Origin of the sequence: Fontibacillus forbon, from assembly GCF_046559655.1 — a bacterium.
In the GTDB taxonomy this organism is placed as follows: domain Bacteria; phylum Bacillota; class Bacilli; order Paenibacillales; family Paenibacillaceae; genus Fontibacillus.
In genome coordinates, this window is the sequence record NZ_JBKGFV010000010.1 from 57,358 (window position 1) to 73,297 (window position 15,940).

A 15,940-nucleotide genomic window follows, 5' to 3' on the forward strand; every position below is an offset into this window, starting at 1 on the left:
GCCCCCCTTCACCCTTAAACTTCGGACGGTATGATCATTACCGAGGTGATTTGACGTGAACGAAATGATTATTCAAACGAAGGGTTTAACGAAAAAATATCGGGGACGCTTTGCGGTGGACCATTTGGACTTGGAAATTGCCAAAGGGGATATCTACGGCTTCCTTGGCCCGAACGGGGCCGGGAAAACGACCACGATCCGCATGCTGCTCGGCTTAATCGGTCCGACCGAAGGCTCGATCTCCATCTTCGGGCGCGAGCTCCGCAAAGACAAGCTCGCGATACTCCGCCGAATCGGGTCCCTCGTCGAGTACCCGTCTTATTACGGCCATCTGAACGCCGTCGACAACCTGGAGGCGATCCGCCGCATTCTCGGCGCGCCGAAGTCGCGCATCGACGAGGTGCTGGAGATCGTCTCGCTGACAAGCGAGTCCCGCCGGGCGGTCAAAGGCTACTCGCTCGGGATGAAGCAGCGGCTTGGCATCGCCGCCTCCCTGCTCGGCAGCCCGGATCTGCTCATTCTCGACGAGCCGACCAACGGCCTCGACCCCGCCGGGATTCACGAGATCCGCGAGTTGATCAAAAGCATGCCGGCCCAATACGGCATTACCGTGCTCGTCTCCAGCCATTTGCTGGGCGAAGTCGAGCAGATGGCCAATCGGGTCGGCATTATCCGGGAAGGACGGATGGTGTTCCAGGACACGATCCAGAACTTGCGGCTCCAAGCTTCGCATGACATGGAGCTGGTTGTCTCCGAGCCCGATTCCGCGCTCTGGTTGGCCCGCGACCTGGGGGCTGCCGGTACCTTGAAGGAAGGCACGCTGGTATTCCCGGGCATGAAAGACCCGCAGGTGGCCCAACTCGTCAAGCGTCTGGTCGAGAACGGACATGACATCTACCGGGTGGAGCAGAATAAGAAATCGCTGGAAGATATCTTCATGCAGGTCATTGGGGAGGGAAGCCGGCCATGATGCTCCGCTCGCTTTCCGCCGACTTTTTGAAAATCCGCGGTAAAGGAATCTGGTTTCTGATTTTTCTGGCTCCGATCGGGCTCGTGGCCATGCAGGCACTGAACTTCGGCCTGCGGCTCGATTACCTGAAGAAACAGTACGCGGAAGACCTTTGGGGCGGCCTGATCGGCAATATCGTCATGTTCGTCCCCATTGCGCTTTACCTGGGCGTAACCTTAGTCAGCTCTTTAGTCGCTAATGTGGAACATCAAATGAGTTCTTGGAAACAATTGCTGGCATTGCCCATTTCCAGAACCGCCGTGTTTAGCGGCAAGTTTACGCTTTGTTTCCTGCTGCTTACCGCGTCTTGCATATTGCTGCCGATTTTTACGATCGTGCTTGGCTTAGCGTTGGGATTCGGTACCGATATTCCGCTGGGCGACATCCTGCGGATGGGCTTCTTCCCTTACCTGGGCGCGCTGCCTTTGCTCGCGCTTCAGTTGTGGCTGTCGCTAACCTTCCGGAACCAGGCCCTGCCGGTGACATTGGGGGTAGCGGCTGCAATCATGTCTCCGTTTGCCATGCAGCTCCCGGAATGGTTCCCGCTCAATTGGCCGGCCTTCGGTTACAGCGGTCCTCATGCCAGTTGGTTCGTCGGTGCGGGCATCATCTGCGGCGCCGTCATCATGGTGATAGGCCTGATCCATTTCAACCGAAAGGATGTGGAATAAATGGGCACCTTTTTCCGTGTCTTGTCTTCGGAAAGACTGAAAATGTCGAAGTCGCGCATCTGGCTGCTTCTGCTAGCCAGTCCCTTGTTGTCCACGTTGATCGGCGCGTTGGTCGAAACGTCGTATAGCGATGCTAATCCCTGGACCGTCATGCTCGGGGCGATGGCCATGCTCCATGCCTTGTTCTTCATGCCGATTATGTCCGGCCTGCTCCCGGCATTCCTTTGCCGGTACGAGCACACCGGCGGCGGCTGGAAGCAACTGCTTGTCCTGCCGGTCTCGCGGAGTGCCGTTTATCTGGCCAAATTCACCATCGTGGCCGGCCTGCTGGCCATCTGCCAGCTGATCTTCCTGGGCGGCGTTCTCGCCGCCGGCTGGATTCAGGCCTTCACGGCTCCAATCCCGTGGGCCACGATCGCATCCAGCCTGCTCGGGGGCTGGATCGCCTGTATGCCGCTGGTTGCGCTGCAGCTCGGCGTATCCCTGAGCTGGGCGAGCTTTGCCGCTCCGCTCGCCCTGAACGTGTCGCTGACGATCCCCAACATGCTAATCGTCAATTCGGCAAAAATCGGTCCGTTCTACCCATGGGGCCAGCCCGTTCTTGCCATGATGCCATCCGGCGAAGAAAACTACGGCGCGTTTAACCTTCCGCTCGAAAGTTTGATGATTACCGTTGTCGGCAGCTTCCTGATCTTCCTTGCGGCCGGTCTGATTCATTTCCGCCGTAAGGAAATTTAATGTAATTGCAAAGAAACCGCCCGGACATTTACTGCGCATTTAATGATGGAATGCGCACTCCCCGGACGGTTTTTCTGCATTATTGCATTTGTGCCATGGTCGGCCTGTTTTCTTCCACTACCCCTTCAATTGCCCGATCGACAAACTGACCTTATAATTCCCGAACCGCAGCAGCTCCTCCAGAAATTCATTCAGCAAGGCTTGGCTCGACACCCGAACCCTCATCCAATAGCAGCCCTCGCCGCTGACGCGGTGTAACTCGGCGATACTGGCGCAGCCCGCCGCAAACTCCTGAAAAGCTTGATGCCCCGTACCGGAGTTCATAAATACCGTAACCAGCGCATGTACGGACAGCCCCAGCCGCTCGGGATTCCAGCGGAGCGTAAAGCCTTCAATGACGCCGAGATCCTGCAGCTTGCGGACCCGTGCGCCAACCGCCTGACCCGTCAGGTGAACCTCTCCGCCGATTTCTTTATGGGAACGGCTGGCATCCTCCAGTAAACAACGGAGTATCCGAAGATCGGTATCGTCGATACCCGGATGTTGGATATCCGGCAAATGCTCCATACCCTGATCACTCCTATCTATTCTTTCAAGCTGAAAGCCGGAAGGCGATTTCCCTTTCACGAGGCCATGTCTGACTTTCGATAAATTTTCTATAATTGTAGCAAATGAGTCTTCTCCAAAGAAAGAGGTGTGCTTCATGAAAATTCAATTGATCCGCCATGCCACTTTATGGGTGGAATACGGCGGCCTGACCTGGCTTATAGATCCGATGCTGGCCGAATCCGGCGCCTATCCCCCGTTCCCGGATACGCCGAATGACCGGCGCAATCCGCTCGTCCCGCTTCCGGAGCCCGCGGCAAGCTGGCTGGCGCCGGACGTGATCGTCGTCAGCCACCTGCATGCCGATCATTGGGACGCCGCGGCGCAGGAACTGCTGCCGAAAACTACCCCGATCCTCTGCCAGCCGGGCGACGAGGAAGCCGTCCGGAGCGCCGGGTTTAACTCGGTCGCCGCGGTGCGGGACTCTCTGGAATACCGGGGCGTCTCGTTAACCCGCACCGGCGGCCGCCATGGAACCGGCGAGATCGGCGAGCGGATGGGCCGCGTGTCCGGGTTCCTCTTCCGGGCCGCCGGCGAACCGGACCTCTATATCGCCGGCGACACGATCTGGTGCGAAGAAGTGCGCGAAGCGCTCGACCTCCACCGGCCGGAGATCGCCGTCGTTAATGCGGGAGGGGCCCGTTTCATGACCGGCGATCCCATCACGATGGATACCGGAGACATCGCATCCCTCTGCCGCCATGCCCCCGATACCCGCTTCATTGCCGTCCATATGGATGCGGTCAATCACTGTCTGACCACCCGGGAAAATCTCCGCCAGTACTTGGCCGCCGAAGGGCTAACCGGCCGCGTGCTTGTTCCCGGAGACGGCGAATGGATTTCGTAACCTTAACCCCGCTTGCTTGACCCATAATGGAGCAGAGCCGCTTTCAGCCATCGATATCGGTGGGCCGGAAAGCGGCTCTTGCTCTCTCTTTTCCAGCCTTCTCGCTCCCTTTCACTTCATGACAATTGTCATCCTCCATTCATGACAGTCCTTACTAACACCGAATCCTCCCTTACCTTATTCTTAAATCAAGAACAGGAACAACGGAGGCGAACCCATGGAAGCCATTATCGAAATGAATCAGGTAAGTAAAACGTTCAAAGACAAAAAGGCGGTCAACAATCTCTCTTTTCGCATAGAAAAAGGCTCGATCGTAGCGATTCTGGGCCCGAACGGAGCCGGCAAAACAACGGCGCTATCAATGATGCTGGGCCTGCTTGATCCGACGGAGGGAGATATCAGGATTTTCGGAAAACATCCGAAGGATCAAACCGTACGCGAAAAAACCGGAGCCATGCTTCAGGAAGTCAGCATCATGGACCGGCTGAAAGTAAAGGAAGTGCTCGACCTTATCCGCAGCTATTATCCGCAGCCGATGGACATGGAGGTCCTGATCCGGTTGACGGGACTGGCGGAGTCCGATTTGAAGCGGTTCGCAGAGAAGCTGTCCGGGGGACAAAAGCGCAATCTCGGCTATGCCCTTGCGATGGCGGGCAATCCCGATCTGCTCTTCTTCGACGAACCGACGGTCGGCCTGGACATCACGGCCCGGCGCCGGTTCTGGGAAAGCGTCCGGGAGTTGGCCGGACAGGGCAAGACGATTATTTTCACGACTCATTATTTGCAGGAAGCCGACGATGCCGCAGACCGCATCCTGCTGTTTCATCAAGGGGCACTGATTGCCGACGGAACGCCGGAGGAGATTAAATCACGAATCGTCAAACGTTCGGTTTCCTTCCTTGCCCGTCAGGATGTCCCGGCCTTGTTGGAGGTCTTAAAGACCTTACCCGTATTGTCGGACTTTCATGACAAAGAAGGGCGGATTTATGTGAATACGGAAAATACCGACCTGGCGCTGGAAACGATTTTTGCGGAAAAACTGGAGGTTCGGGATATCCGGATCGACCAAGGTCGGCTGGATGAAGCATTTGAACAACTGACCTTAAGCCAAGAGGAGGCTATATAGATGATGAAGATTCTAATCAAACAGTGCAAAGCCGAGCTGCTGCGGGTGATCCGCAACCCCTACTATGTTTTCTGGTCCCTGCTCATGCCCATCATGTTCTATTTCATCTTCACCCGGGTCGTCAATACGGGAGGCGAGAATCAGGCGGAGTGGGCGGCACACTATCTCATGTCGATGACCACATTCAGCGTGATGGGCTCGGCGATCATGACGCTCGGCATCCGGCTGGTGCAGGAACGCACGCAGGGCTGGACTACGTTCATGCGGGTAACGCCATTGCCGGGACCGGTCTATTTTTTCGGAAAAATGTTCGGCCAAACCGTCATGCACCTGATCTCCATCGTGTTTATTTTCCTGGCCGGCGTTCTGATCAACGGCGTCTCGCTCCCCGCGCTTACCTGGATTTACAGCGGCCTATGGATTCTCGCCGGTTCGCTTCCGTTTCTGGCGATCGGTACGTTGGTAGGAACGATGAAGCGGGTCGACACCGCCAGCGGCGTCAGTAATGCCATCTATTTGGCCCTCGCGGTGACGGGCGGCATGTGGATGCCGTTAGAGATCATGCCAAAGCTCATGCAGCATATCGGCAAATGGCTGCCTTCCTATAATTTCGGAAACGGGGCCTGGGAAATCATCCGCGGTCATGCGCCGGACTGGAGCAATATCTTGATTTTGCTGGGCTATCTCATCCTGTTTATGATACTATCCACGTATATCAGAAAAAAACAGGAAGTGGTGTAACTCAACATGGCGATGGCGCCCCGAAAACCATTTACGCTGTTCCCGAAAAAATACGGTTTGTTCCCTTATATGTGGCTGATTTACATTGCCTTACCCGTTATTAACATCCGGGACGAGACCGGCCTCAAGCTGTTGCTCGGCTACGCGATGATCGCCTTATTCGTAGTGACTTATCGCCAGCTTTATATGGTCACGGGAAAAGCTTTCTCCTGCTGGCTCGCCCTGCAAATGGCTCTAATCGTCTTGCTCTGCGTGTTGTATAATCCATACAATATGTATATGGGATTCTTCACCGCCAATTTTATCGGCTGGTATACCGATCACCGCAAATTCAACATAGCTATGATTGCTTTTGCCGTGATTGAGCTTATCCCCTTATCCCTTGTGGTAAGAAGCATGTCCCTGAATGACTTCATCTTTACTCTCCCGTTCTATGCCATTATGGTAGCGTCGCCTTTCGGGATACGTTCTATGGCCCGCAGGCAGAGTTTGGAGAAGGAGCTGGACCAGGCCCATCAGCAAATCAAAGAGCTGGTCAAGCGGGAAGAGCGCATGCGGATCGCACGGGACCTGCACGACACGCTCGGTCATACGTTATCCTTGATCACGCTGAAAAGCCAGCTCGTGGAAAAGCTGGCGCTCAAAGATCCGGAACGTGCCCGGGCGGAAGCCCAGGAAATTCAGCGGACCTCCCGGGCCGCGCTGCGGCAGGTGCGGGAGCTCGTCTCCGACATGCGTGCCGTGACCGTAGCCGAGGAGTTGGCCGAAGCCGGCGAAATCCTCCGCACGGCCGATATTTCCCTCGATATCGAAGGGGATACCGTGCTTGAGGAGGTATCCGACTTGACGCAAAATATCCTCAGCCTCTGCATTAAAGAGGCGGTAACCAATATCGTGAAGCATAGCGGAGCATCCCGCTGCATCATCACGCTCGGCAGAACCGATGCAGACGTTCGGGTATCGATCCAGGATAACGGAATCGGCCTTGCGCCCGGGCTGCCCGGTTCCGCCACGGCTGCCCACGGACACGGCAACGGCTTGAAGGGAATGGCCGAACGCCTGTCCCTGATCGAAGGCTCGCTCACCTTGTCCACCGCCGGCGAGAGAAAAGGGGCGAGACTGCTGGTCTCTGTCCCGCTCGTGGTTAAAGAACAGAAAGAAGGTGAACCCGCATGATTCGCATTGTCATCGCGGAAGATCAGCGCCTGCTCAGGGGCGCATTGTCCTCATTGCTTGATTTGGAGGATGACTTTGAGGTGGTTGGACAAGCGGCTGACGGGGCCGAAGCGCTCTCGATGATCAAGCTGCTGGAACCTGACGTCTGCCTGATGGATATCGAAATGCCGCGTCTGAGCGGTCTCGACGTCGCGGAAAGACTGCAGGCCGAAGCCTCCCCGTCCCGGGTCATCATACTGACGACCTTTGCCCGGCCCGGTTATTTTGAACGGGCGGCCAAAGCGGGCATCCGCGGCTACCTGCTCAAAGACGAGTCCAGCGACAAGCTGGCCGAAGCGATCCGCCGCGTCATGGCCGGCCACCTGGAGGTGTCGCCGGAGCTCGTGTTCGGCAGCCTGCGGGAAGAAAATCCGCTCACCGCCCGGGAGCAGGACATCCTGAAGCTGGCGGCCGAAGGGCATAGCGCGGGGCAAATTGCGCAGAACCTGCATTTGTCCTACGGCACCGTGCGTAATTATATTTCGGAAATTTTAAACAAGCTCGAAGTGAAGAGCCGGATCGAAGCGGTTCGTCTCGCCGAGGAGAAGGGCTGGATCTGAGGGAGACGAACTGCCGGATAAATAGCGAGCGCCGCCGAAGTGAGGTTTCGGCGGCGCTCTTTTTTTCCAACATGGCTATGGTCTGAATTTCGAAAATTGCTCCAATTCCTCCCGTTTCACAACGGTTACAGATTTCACGGATTTATCGTTCAGGCTATATCTGTACATCTTATATTGATCGGAAGGCTGTTCGCTAATCACGTCCACGACTTCCCCGTTTTTATTCCATAATACAAACGCGGTACTGATATAACTATTAGCCTCGGATACTTTCACGAACACCTGCTTGTCAAAATCATATACACCGAGCTTGCTCTCGCTGGTATTCCCGTAGGCGAAGGCCAGCACATTCCCCTTGGGCGACCAATTATAAGCGTGGATCGTTTCCGCGCCTTCACGGCTGGAAGAGACCATTTCATTTAGCATAACCTGTTCTCCCGTACTTACATTTATGATGATGACCTTGTGACCAACATGGTTATAAAAAACGGACAAAGCCAAGTAGTCCCCGCCAGGGGATAACGAGATGGAGGAAACTTCGCTCGGTCTCTTGTCTAATTTGATCGGATAAACTTTATCCTTGTTTTCCAAGACGATGGCATCCATGACATACTTTGATTCAGCCGCTTCGTCGCCGACCGTTTTGACTTTCTCCATCCGGACGACGATATTGTCCACGGTCCAGATCATCTTGTTGCCCGATTCCTTCTTCTCTACGTTTATCTCAGGAGAGTAGTAATTGTCCAGGTTGATTTCCGGGGTTTCTTCCTTCCCCCCCTCGTTCGAAGTGATATAAACGATCTTGCGGGCAGCTTCATACCGAACCTGATAGCCTAAGGACTCGCTGACAAACCGAATGGGAATCAGCACACGCCCCTCTTTGCTGAGGGCTGGTGCCGTCATTTCGAGAACATGTCCGTTTTTATATGCAGTGCGGCTGTTTACTGTAATTTTTAAAACATCACGTTCCTTATTATGGACGATAGCGGATTGGGAAGCGGCATCCCACGTATAAGTTAAACCTAGCGATGAAAGGCTTCGGATCGGAATGAGTACACTTTGCCCACTAAGAACTGGAGGTACATCCGTCTGAACGGACTGTCCATTCACGTTAATTTCCACCTGATTGGGCGATGCTTCTTTGATATCCTTCGCAGCCGTGGCGGAGATGGGCGAATGAATCGTCCCTCCCAAGCCTAAGGCTAAGATCATGAACACCATCATTTTCTTCAAATTTCATTCTCCTCTCTCCAAAAAACAGTACGTTCCCTTTGTTTGCACCATCGTCGCCATCGTCGTCAATTTTGCGCTCCTTTCTATAGACGTATCAGACTGGAAAAAGTTAGCTTATCAACCGTCGATATAACGATAATCTCCATTGTTACTATCCAGAGAACCCTTTGCTGCATTAAAAAATGCCCTCCCCTTACGGCCGGAACGTCCGAATTCGGGAAAGGCATTTGTTATTTGTCATTCTGCTCTGCTGTTTACGGGTTCAACGTCTCGCTCCAATCATGTACCATGCTGCCCTCAAGATATTTCTCGCAGTCCATCGCGGCCATGCACCCGGATCCGGCAGCCGTAATGGCCTGACGGTAGCGCGTATCCTGCACGTCGCCGCAGGCGAATACGCCCGGAATGTTCGTCTCCGTCGTTCCCGGCTTCACGATGATATAGCCGTGATCGTCGGTGTGAATGGCATCGCCCAGGAATTTCGTGTTCGGGGTATGCCCGATCGCCACAAAGACGCCGTCCGCCTCGACCAGTTCCTCCTGGTTTGTGACGTTATTCCGCACCTTCAACCCTTTCACCGTGCCGTTTTCATCCGTGAAGACCTCAAGCGGTGTCCGGTTGAGCGCCCATTGCACCTTTTCGTTGCTTCGCGCCCGATCCTGCATAATCTTCGAGGCGCGCAGCTCATCCCGCCGGTGCACCAGCGTGACGGTAGATGCAAAGCGCGTCAGGAAGCTGGCTTCTTCCATCGCGGAATCGCCGCCCCCGACCACGATGATTTTCTTACCGCGGAAGAAGAATCCGTCGCATGTCGCGCAGGTGCTGACCCCGCGGCCGACGTTTTCCTGCTCGCCGGGAATGCCGAGGTATCTGGCCGAGGCTCCCGTCGAAAGAATTACGGTCTCGGCTTCCAGCTCGTCTCCGCCTTCGACTCTTACTTTGAACGGCCGGACTGAAAAATCAACCTGCTCCACCCAGCCGCTTCGGAACTCCGCCCCGAAACGCTCGGCCTGCTTGCGCATATTGTCCATCAGCTCGGGTCCCTGAATTCCTTGAGGGAATCCCGGGAAGTTCTCCACCTCGGTCGTTGTCGTCAACTGGCCTCCGGGCTGCACTCCTTCAATTACGAGCGGATTCAAATTTGCGCGGGCCAAATAAATAGCCGCCGTCAAACCGGCCGGACCGGTTCCGATTACAATGGATTTATACATGGCGCCTCCTCCTTGAATATGTAACTCACTCATAAAGACGATATCCAAAAAGGCCTTCTTTCATAGGAAGCCGGCCTTCTGAACACACACTTATACTAAGTTTTACCCAAGTTGGACTTGCTTTACCCGTTTTAGGGACAGTTATTGTACGGAAGGGAATATCGTTTCAATTTTCTCTTTAACCCCGCATACCTCGTCGATCCGGCGGGTATAGCGGCGTACGGTGGAAGCGGAAATGCCGTAACGTTCCGCAACGTCTTCATACGTGACCGGACGGCGGTGGATCTTGGCCGTTAAATATTCCAGCGCGGCAGCCCATCCCTCGATATGCGTAATTTCCGGGGTATCCGGATATAATAGGGTCAAGAATTCCGCCCATAACGTTTCAAGATCATGCTGCTGCTGCAGATCAAAGCTTCGTTTCAGTTGCTTTGCCGCCAAATCGACGACCGCTTGCCACTCGCTTTTCCATACCGGCAAACCCGAGGCAACCCGGCTGGGATCCACCAGCTTGGTCTTCTCGCCGAAGCTGACCGGCAACGGATTGTTAACCCCAAGATTGCGCAGGACAAACAACGCGATATCTTTCAAATACGGATCTTCCTCCGGCTCCAACAGGAAGGCCTTAAGCGCCTCCTCCACTTCCCGGTCGGCGATCAGGCCGAATGCCTGGATCACCTGCAGTTTGGTCTTTGTATCGCCGTGGCGCAGCGCCCAGAAAAAGGACGACCGCACCAGCGGATTCCCCGTAATTTCGGAGGTCAGGCTCTCCTGCGAGGTTTCCCATTGCTTGAACTGTTCCTCAAAAGGAAGATGATAATGATAGCTGACAGGGAACCGGCCTACTCCCGAATCGTCCGTAGTTTCGCATTCCTCAAGCCTGTATAAATAAAAGTCGGCAACCCCGCTTGCCGGATCCAATCTTTTTACCTGACGCCATAATGTCTTGGCCGCCTTGAACCGCTGCGTATGATACGCCGCTACAGCCGCATAATGGTACAGCGAGGGATCGCGTTCAATTTCTTTATCCCGAAGCAGGCGCTTAAAATGCCCGAAAGCCGCTTCATGCTCGCCCAGAATCCCCATCGTCGTCGCCAGCTTAAATACATGTTCATGATGGAAGGGAACGATCTTCCGCAGCCGGTCCGTCAATTCCCTCAAATCCTCTTCGTTCCCCGCATGCTGGTAAAAGATCGCCAGATTGCTTAATCCGTGAAGATTCCCGGGATCCTTCTCCAGCACCTCGCCGATCGTCTCCATCGCCTTTTGGAACCGGCCGAGATAATAGTAGCCAAGCGCCAGGTTGTTGTGGGCCGCATGGAATTCGGGATGCTTATCCACGATATCCTTCAGTAACGTTACCGCTTGCGTAAACTTGCCCTCTTCCAGCAATTCGCGGGCCCGGTCGTGCTCGACCACGCCTTCCATCGCTTTGATGCTCTTTAGCTTCGTCGGACGTTCCAGCTCATATTGGAGCAGGTCCATCATCTCTTCCGCTTCCGTCAGAAACTGACCGCTGGCATCCTCCTCCAGGTACGTTACCAGCGCCTTTTCCGCGTCTTCAAACATATCCATATTCGCATAGTTATTCGCCATATAAAAATAACATTCCGTCATATTCGGGTCGATCTCCTCCAGAACGCGGGACAGCGCTGCGTTAGACGCCTCGTAGTCCCCCATTTCCGACAAAATCCCCGCCATATTGCAATGGTTCACCGGATTGCTCGGCTCGTACTCCACAGCTTTGCGAAAATATTTTAATGCCTTGTCGTAGTGATAACGGTCCAATGAAGAGACAGCCCGCTCAAAGAAAAAGCCCGCGTCCATAGAGATCGGCAACACATTTCCCCGCTTCTCCCCGGGTTCCCTTTTCTCTTTCAAACAAGGCACCTCCCTATCTATCTTCAAGTCTTTATTCTCCATTTCACAGTATACCATAGTGAAAGCTGTCCTCCCACGGGAAATACTTACGGAAAATAACGGATTTTTGGCGGAATTGCCGCGTTTGGAGGTTATCCGGCAGAAATATCGAATAGAAAATAATGGGTATTTCCAGGTGGAGGGAAGTTTATGAAAAACAACCGATAGGCTCTGTTGTGTTTTTTACGGGGGGTTACTTGTTGCTGGGGGAGCTGGATGGTACATTTACGGTGTTTTCTTGGCTATAAAAGTTACCCGCAGGAATTTTAGTTCGGATCCCAAACTCCCATATCCTCTCTTTTTCCATGCCGGATTCATCTTATTATCAATCGCTTATCTAATCCTTGGCGGCATACTAGTCTATAAGATTTTCAAAAAGCCTCCTCTTGTCAAACATTTGCTTGTGAAAATAGGATTATTTATTATTCCCGCATTATGTGGCTTTTTGCTGTCCCGGGAAGGCATCATTTATTGGGAGTCCTCGCCTCCTATGAACAAGGAAAAGCGGTTCGTGTTGCGATAGAGAAAAACGATTCTACAAGTAGCCATATTTTTAAAAATATTCGCTGGGATAGGAAAAATCACGTGTGGGAGGCAAAATTTACAGATATGGAAGGCACCTCATGTGAAAAGGTGACGATTTCTCGGTATAGCGTCATCAGTGAAAGCAGCACCTGCAACAGATAAAATAAAAGCCGCCTAATTGGGCGGCTTTTATTGGGTCTACATTTATTTGAACAACTAGATCTCTTCCGCTACCAGCGGCACCATCGTCCGCTGCCGACCCTCGAACGTTGCCAGCTCGCGCACGCCGAGTTCATACAGCAGCGCCCGCGCCGTGTCCAAATGCTCGCTCAGTTTGAGCGGATCGTGCGCGTCCGAGCCGACCGTGAGCGGAATGCCCATCTGCACGGCAGCCTCCAGCATCCGGCGGCTCGGGAACATCTCCGCCACGGGCTTGGACAGTCCGGACGCATTCAGCTCCATCGCAACGCCGGCCGCCTTGACTGCGCTCAGCGCTTGCAGCTCCAGCCGGATCGTCTCGGCGTCTCTCGCCGGGTCCGGCAGGTTGCCGAAACGCTTGATCACATCCAGGTGGCCCATGATGTCGTAAAATCCGGTCCGGGCCGCTTTTGCAACCGCGTCATAGTACCGTTCATACACGGCAAACACGTCCTGGCCGTCCCAGTTATGCACCTGCCGGAAGTCCGAAACATCCCACTCGCCGAGAAAATGAACCGATCCAATGACATAATCCCAAGGATACTCCTGGATGATACGCCCGATCTGCTCTTCCCAGCCTTCGATGTAATCGCCCTCCAGGCCTACCCTCACATCGATCTGACTGCGGTATTTCTCCTTGAGGGCAAAGGCCTCTTCCACATAACGTGGCAGTTCTTCCATCGGCATGGCCATTTCCGGATAATACGTAGCCGGATCGACGTGCAATAGCGGCATATGATCGGACAGTCCGATTTGGGACAAGCCGATCTCGATTCCGCGTTGTACGTATTGCTCCAGCGAACCGACGGCATGCCCGCAGCGGGCGTGATGGGTATGGTAATCGATGAGCATGCTCGAATCACCCCCGTCTTAATCGCGGCGCGGCCGTTCATGACGCCGCTCAAGTTCCCGCATAATGTCATCCAGCGGCAGGTTACGTTCGCGCAGCAGCACCAGCAGGTGATAGATCAAGTCGCTAACTTCGTACCGCAGCTCGTCGTTATCGCCGTTCTTGGCCGCGATGATCGATTCGGCGGTCTCTTCGCCGACTTTTTTCAAAATTTTATCGATGCCTTTATCGAACAAATACGTGGTATACGCGCCTTCCGGGCGTTCCGCGTAGCGGTCCGCAATCAGGCGCTCCAGTTCGTCCAGCACCGCAAACCGGTTGCCGCTATCGGTACTTTGCTCAGGCGATGAGTTTTGCGCTGCCGTACGGAAAAAGCAGGTGTCTTCTCCCGTATGACAAGCCGGGCCTTGACGGTCCACTTCCACCAGTAGCGTATCTCCGTCGCAATCGTAGCGCAGGGCGCGGATTTGCTGAGTGTTGCCCGAAGTGGCGCCTTTATTCCAAAGCTCCGAGCGGGAACGGCTCCAAAACCACGTTTGGCCCGTTTCCAACGATTTGCCTAAAGAGTCCCGGTTCATGTAGGCGAGCATCAATACTTCTTTGCTGGACGCATCCTGAACGATAGCCGGAACTAATCCGTGCGCGTCCCATTTGATTTCCTGCACAAGCGCTTCCAGCGGCAGAGAAAGCTGCAGCGATTGGTTATGTGTCATCGTATTTCCACCCCTCTGGACTTCAGGTCCCGCTTTAAATCCGGTACGGCAATTTCTTTATAATGAAAAATCGTCGCCGCCAGCGCGGCATCCGCCTGTCCTTCCGTAAACACTTCATAAAAATCGTCCGGCTTGCCCGCGCCTCCGGAGGCGATAACCGGAATCCCTACCGAACGGCTTACCGCGCTCGTCAGCGGCAGGTCAAATCCGTCCTTGGTGCCGTCGGCATCCATGCTCGTCAGCAAAATCTCGCCAGCGCCACGCGACTCGGCTTCTTTTACCCATTCCAACGCCTTGATTCCCGAGGGCTTGCGTCCGCCGTGCGTGTAAACTTCCCACTCGCCCCAAGCGGAATTGAACTTGGCGTCCACCGCCACGACGATACATTGGGAACCGAAGCGCCGCGCTCCGTCCGAAATCAGTTGAGGATTCAGCACGGCCGCCGTGTTGATCCCAATTTTATCGGCTCCGGCCCGTAAAATGCGCTTCATATCCTCCACCTGGGAGATGCCGCCGCCGACCGTGAACGGAATGGCAATTTCGCCGGCGGTCTGCCGGACGACCTCGATCATCGTGGCCCGGCCTTCATTCGAAGCGGAAATGTCGAGAAAAACGATCTCGTCCGCCCCTTCGCGGTCATATAACGCAGCCAGCTCAACCGGATCCCCGGCATCGCGAAGATTGACAAAGTTAACGCCTTTTACAACCCTGCCTTCTTTAACGTCAAGGCAAGGAATAATTCGTTTCGCCAGCATCGGCCTCTCAACTCCCCTTCTCTACTTGACTGCCGATGAAATGGCCTCGATCGCCACGGCAAGGTCGATGCTGCCGGTGTAAAGTGCTTTGCCGACAATCGCCCCGCCGATACCTTGATCGGCGTAAGCGGCCAACTTCAACAGATCTTCCTGCACGGTTACCCCGCCGGATGCAATCACCGTCCGTCCGGAAGCCTGCGCCAACGAGCGGATCGCTTCCACGTTCGGCCCCTGCATCATCCCGTCGCGGGAAATGTCGGTGAAGATGAATGTCTCCGCCCCTTTGGAGGCCAGTTCCTTCGCGAGCACTTCCGCTTGCACTTCGGAAGTTTCGAGCCAGCCGCGCGTCGCCACGTACCCGTTTCGCGCATCAATGCCGATGGCGACCTTGTCGCCGTAAGTGCCAAGCACGGCTTCGGTAAACGCGCGGTCTTCAATCGCCGCGGTGCCGATAATGACGCGGCTGACGCCGAGCCCCAGAAGCCGCTCCACGTCGGCCAGAGTCCGCAGACCGCCGCCGACCTGAACCGGCACCTGCACGCTGCGGGCGATCTCGCCGATCAGCGCGTCGTTCACCGGGTGACCGGCTTTGGCCCCATCCAAATCGACCAAATGGATGAAGCTGCCGCCCTGCGCTTCCCAGGAGCGGGCGACTTCCACAGGGTTCTCATTGTATACCGTCTCGCGGGCATAATCCCCTTGAACGAGACGTACGCATTTTCCGCCCCGGATATCGATCGCCGGGTATATCACGAATGAAGACATGTTTCTTCCTCCCGTTCTTCTATATAAAGTTTGTTGCGGAATTCCCTTCATTGGAAAAATTCCAACGAATTGCGTCGTAAGACTCAACGCAGGAGGCCTGGTTGGATATTTTCCAATCATTTTGGCCTTATTGGACTTACGTCAATAAAGTAGACACTCCGTTATGAAATCTGGAGTTTCTCGTAATAGGCTTTTTCAAACCAGTATGGGGATTTGTAGTTTAATGTGGAGTGTATGCGGATTCGATTGTACTCCAG

General features: G+C 54.6%; 16 protein-coding genes. 8 read left to right on the forward strand and 8 right to left on the reverse strand.

Features of this window, described 5'->3' with window-relative positions; genetic code table 11:
* Positions 1-55 precede the first annotated feature (55 nt).
* Genes ACLB09_RS24785 through ACLB09_RS24795 form a run of 3 tightly spaced genes read left to right on the forward strand, consistent with a single transcriptional unit; the run spans position 56 to position 2,418 of the window.
* Positions 56-970 carry an ABC transporter ATP-binding protein gene (locus tag ACLB09_RS24785; RefSeq protein WP_410772502.1) on the forward strand — a complete coding sequence of 305 codons (915 nt, stop codon included), beginning with the start codon at positions 56-58 and terminating at the stop codon, positions 968-970.
* The gene (locus ACLB09_RS24790; protein ID WP_410772503.1) at positions 967-1,680 is read left to right on the forward strand and encodes an ABC transporter permease; all 714 of its coding nucleotides are present in this window, start codon (positions 967-969) and stop codon (positions 1,678-1,680) included. The genes ACLB09_RS24785 and ACLB09_RS24790 overlap by 4 nt, the downstream gene beginning before the upstream one ends.
* Complete coding sequence (locus ACLB09_RS24795; RefSeq protein ID WP_410772504.1) at positions 1,681-2,418, forward strand: ABC transporter permease; 738 nt, start codon at positions 1,681-1,683, stop codon at positions 2,416-2,418.
* Between the two features lie 117 nt (positions 2,419-2,535).
* On the opposite strand, the gene ACLB09_RS24800 is transcribed toward ACLB09_RS24795, so the two are convergent.
* Positions 2,536-2,985, reverse strand: coding sequence for an Lrp/AsnC family transcriptional regulator (locus ACLB09_RS24800; RefSeq protein ID WP_410772505.1), 450 nt, complete (start codon positions 2,983-2,985; stop codon positions 2,536-2,538).
* A gap of 136 nt (positions 2,986-3,121) precedes the next feature.
* Between ACLB09_RS24800 and ACLB09_RS24805 the strand changes: the two genes are divergently transcribed.
* The 5 genes from ACLB09_RS24805 (at position 3,122) to ACLB09_RS24825 (ending at position 7,513) form a co-directional block, all read left to right on the forward strand.
* Complete coding sequence (locus ACLB09_RS24805; RefSeq protein WP_410772506.1) at positions 3,122-3,871, forward strand: MBL fold metallo-hydrolase; 750 nt, start codon at positions 3,122-3,124, stop codon at positions 3,869-3,871.
* Between the two features lie 217 nt (positions 3,872-4,088).
* The gene (locus tag ACLB09_RS24810) at positions 4,089-4,997 is read left to right on the forward strand and encodes an ABC transporter ATP-binding protein (protein ID WP_410772507.1); all 909 of its coding nucleotides are present in this window, start codon (positions 4,089-4,091) and stop codon (positions 4,995-4,997) included.
* Positions 4,998-5,000: 3 nt separating this feature from the next.
* Positions 5,001-5,738, forward strand: a complete 738-nt coding sequence (locus ACLB09_RS24815; RefSeq protein WP_410772518.1) for an ABC transporter permease — start codon at positions 5,001-5,003, stop codon at positions 5,736-5,738.
* A 6-nt stretch (positions 5,739-5,744) separates the two neighbouring features.
* The gene (locus ACLB09_RS24820; RefSeq protein WP_410772508.1) at positions 5,745-6,914 is read left to right on the forward strand and encodes a sensor histidine kinase; all 1,170 of its coding nucleotides are present in this window, start codon (positions 5,745-5,747) and stop codon (positions 6,912-6,914) included.
* A complete protein-coding gene (locus ACLB09_RS24825; RefSeq protein ID WP_410772509.1) occupies positions 6,911-7,513 on the forward strand; it encodes a response regulator transcription factor in 603 nt (200 codons plus the stop codon). The genes ACLB09_RS24820 and ACLB09_RS24825 overlap by 4 nt, the downstream gene beginning before the upstream one ends.
* Before the next feature lie 75 nt (positions 7,514-7,588).
* Here ACLB09_RS24825 and ACLB09_RS24830 read toward each other — a convergent pair whose 3' ends face one another.
* From ACLB09_RS24830 to hisA, 7 genes are all read right to left on the reverse strand, one after another.
* The gene (locus tag ACLB09_RS24830) at positions 7,589-8,737 is read right to left on the reverse strand and encodes a stalk domain-containing protein (protein ID WP_410772519.1); all 1,149 of its coding nucleotides are present in this window, start codon (positions 8,735-8,737) and stop codon (positions 7,589-7,591) included.
* A 263-nt stretch (positions 8,738-9,000) separates the two neighbouring features.
* Complete coding sequence (trxB, locus tag ACLB09_RS24835; RefSeq protein WP_410772510.1) at positions 9,001-9,957, reverse strand: thioredoxin-disulfide reductase; 957 nt, start codon at positions 9,955-9,957, stop codon at positions 9,001-9,003.
* Between the two features lie 141 nt (positions 9,958-10,098).
* Positions 10,099-11,880: a tetratricopeptide repeat protein gene (locus tag ACLB09_RS24840; protein WP_410772520.1), complete on the reverse strand. Its 1,782-nt coding sequence runs from the start codon at positions 11,878-11,880 to the stop codon at positions 10,099-10,101.
* 738 nt (positions 11,881-12,618) lie between these two features.
* Complete coding sequence (gene hisJ / locus ACLB09_RS24845) at positions 12,619-13,452, reverse strand: histidinol-phosphatase HisJ (protein WP_410772511.1); 834 nt, start codon at positions 13,450-13,452, stop codon at positions 12,619-12,621.
* 18 nt (positions 13,453-13,470) lie between these two features.
* Positions 13,471-14,163 carry a bifunctional phosphoribosyl-AMP cyclohydrolase/phosphoribosyl-ATP diphosphatase HisIE gene (gene hisIE, locus ACLB09_RS24850; RefSeq protein ID WP_410772512.1) on the reverse strand — a complete coding sequence of 231 codons (693 nt, stop codon included), beginning with the start codon at positions 14,161-14,163 and terminating at the stop codon, positions 13,471-13,473.
* Entirely contained in the window at positions 14,160-14,918 is a 759-nt protein-coding gene (hisF, locus tag ACLB09_RS24855) for an imidazole glycerol phosphate synthase subunit HisF (RefSeq protein ID WP_410772513.1), read from the reverse strand. Before hisF ends, hisIE begins: the two co-directional genes overlap by 4 nt.
* A 21-nt stretch (positions 14,919-14,939) precedes the next feature.
* Positions 14,940-15,683: a 1-(5-phosphoribosyl)-5-[(5-phosphoribosylamino)methylideneamino]imidazole-4-carboxamide isomerase gene (gene hisA / locus ACLB09_RS24860; protein WP_410772514.1), complete on the reverse strand. Its 744-nt coding sequence runs from the start codon at positions 15,681-15,683 to the stop codon at positions 14,940-14,942.
* Positions 15,684-15,940 lie beyond the last annotated feature (257 nt).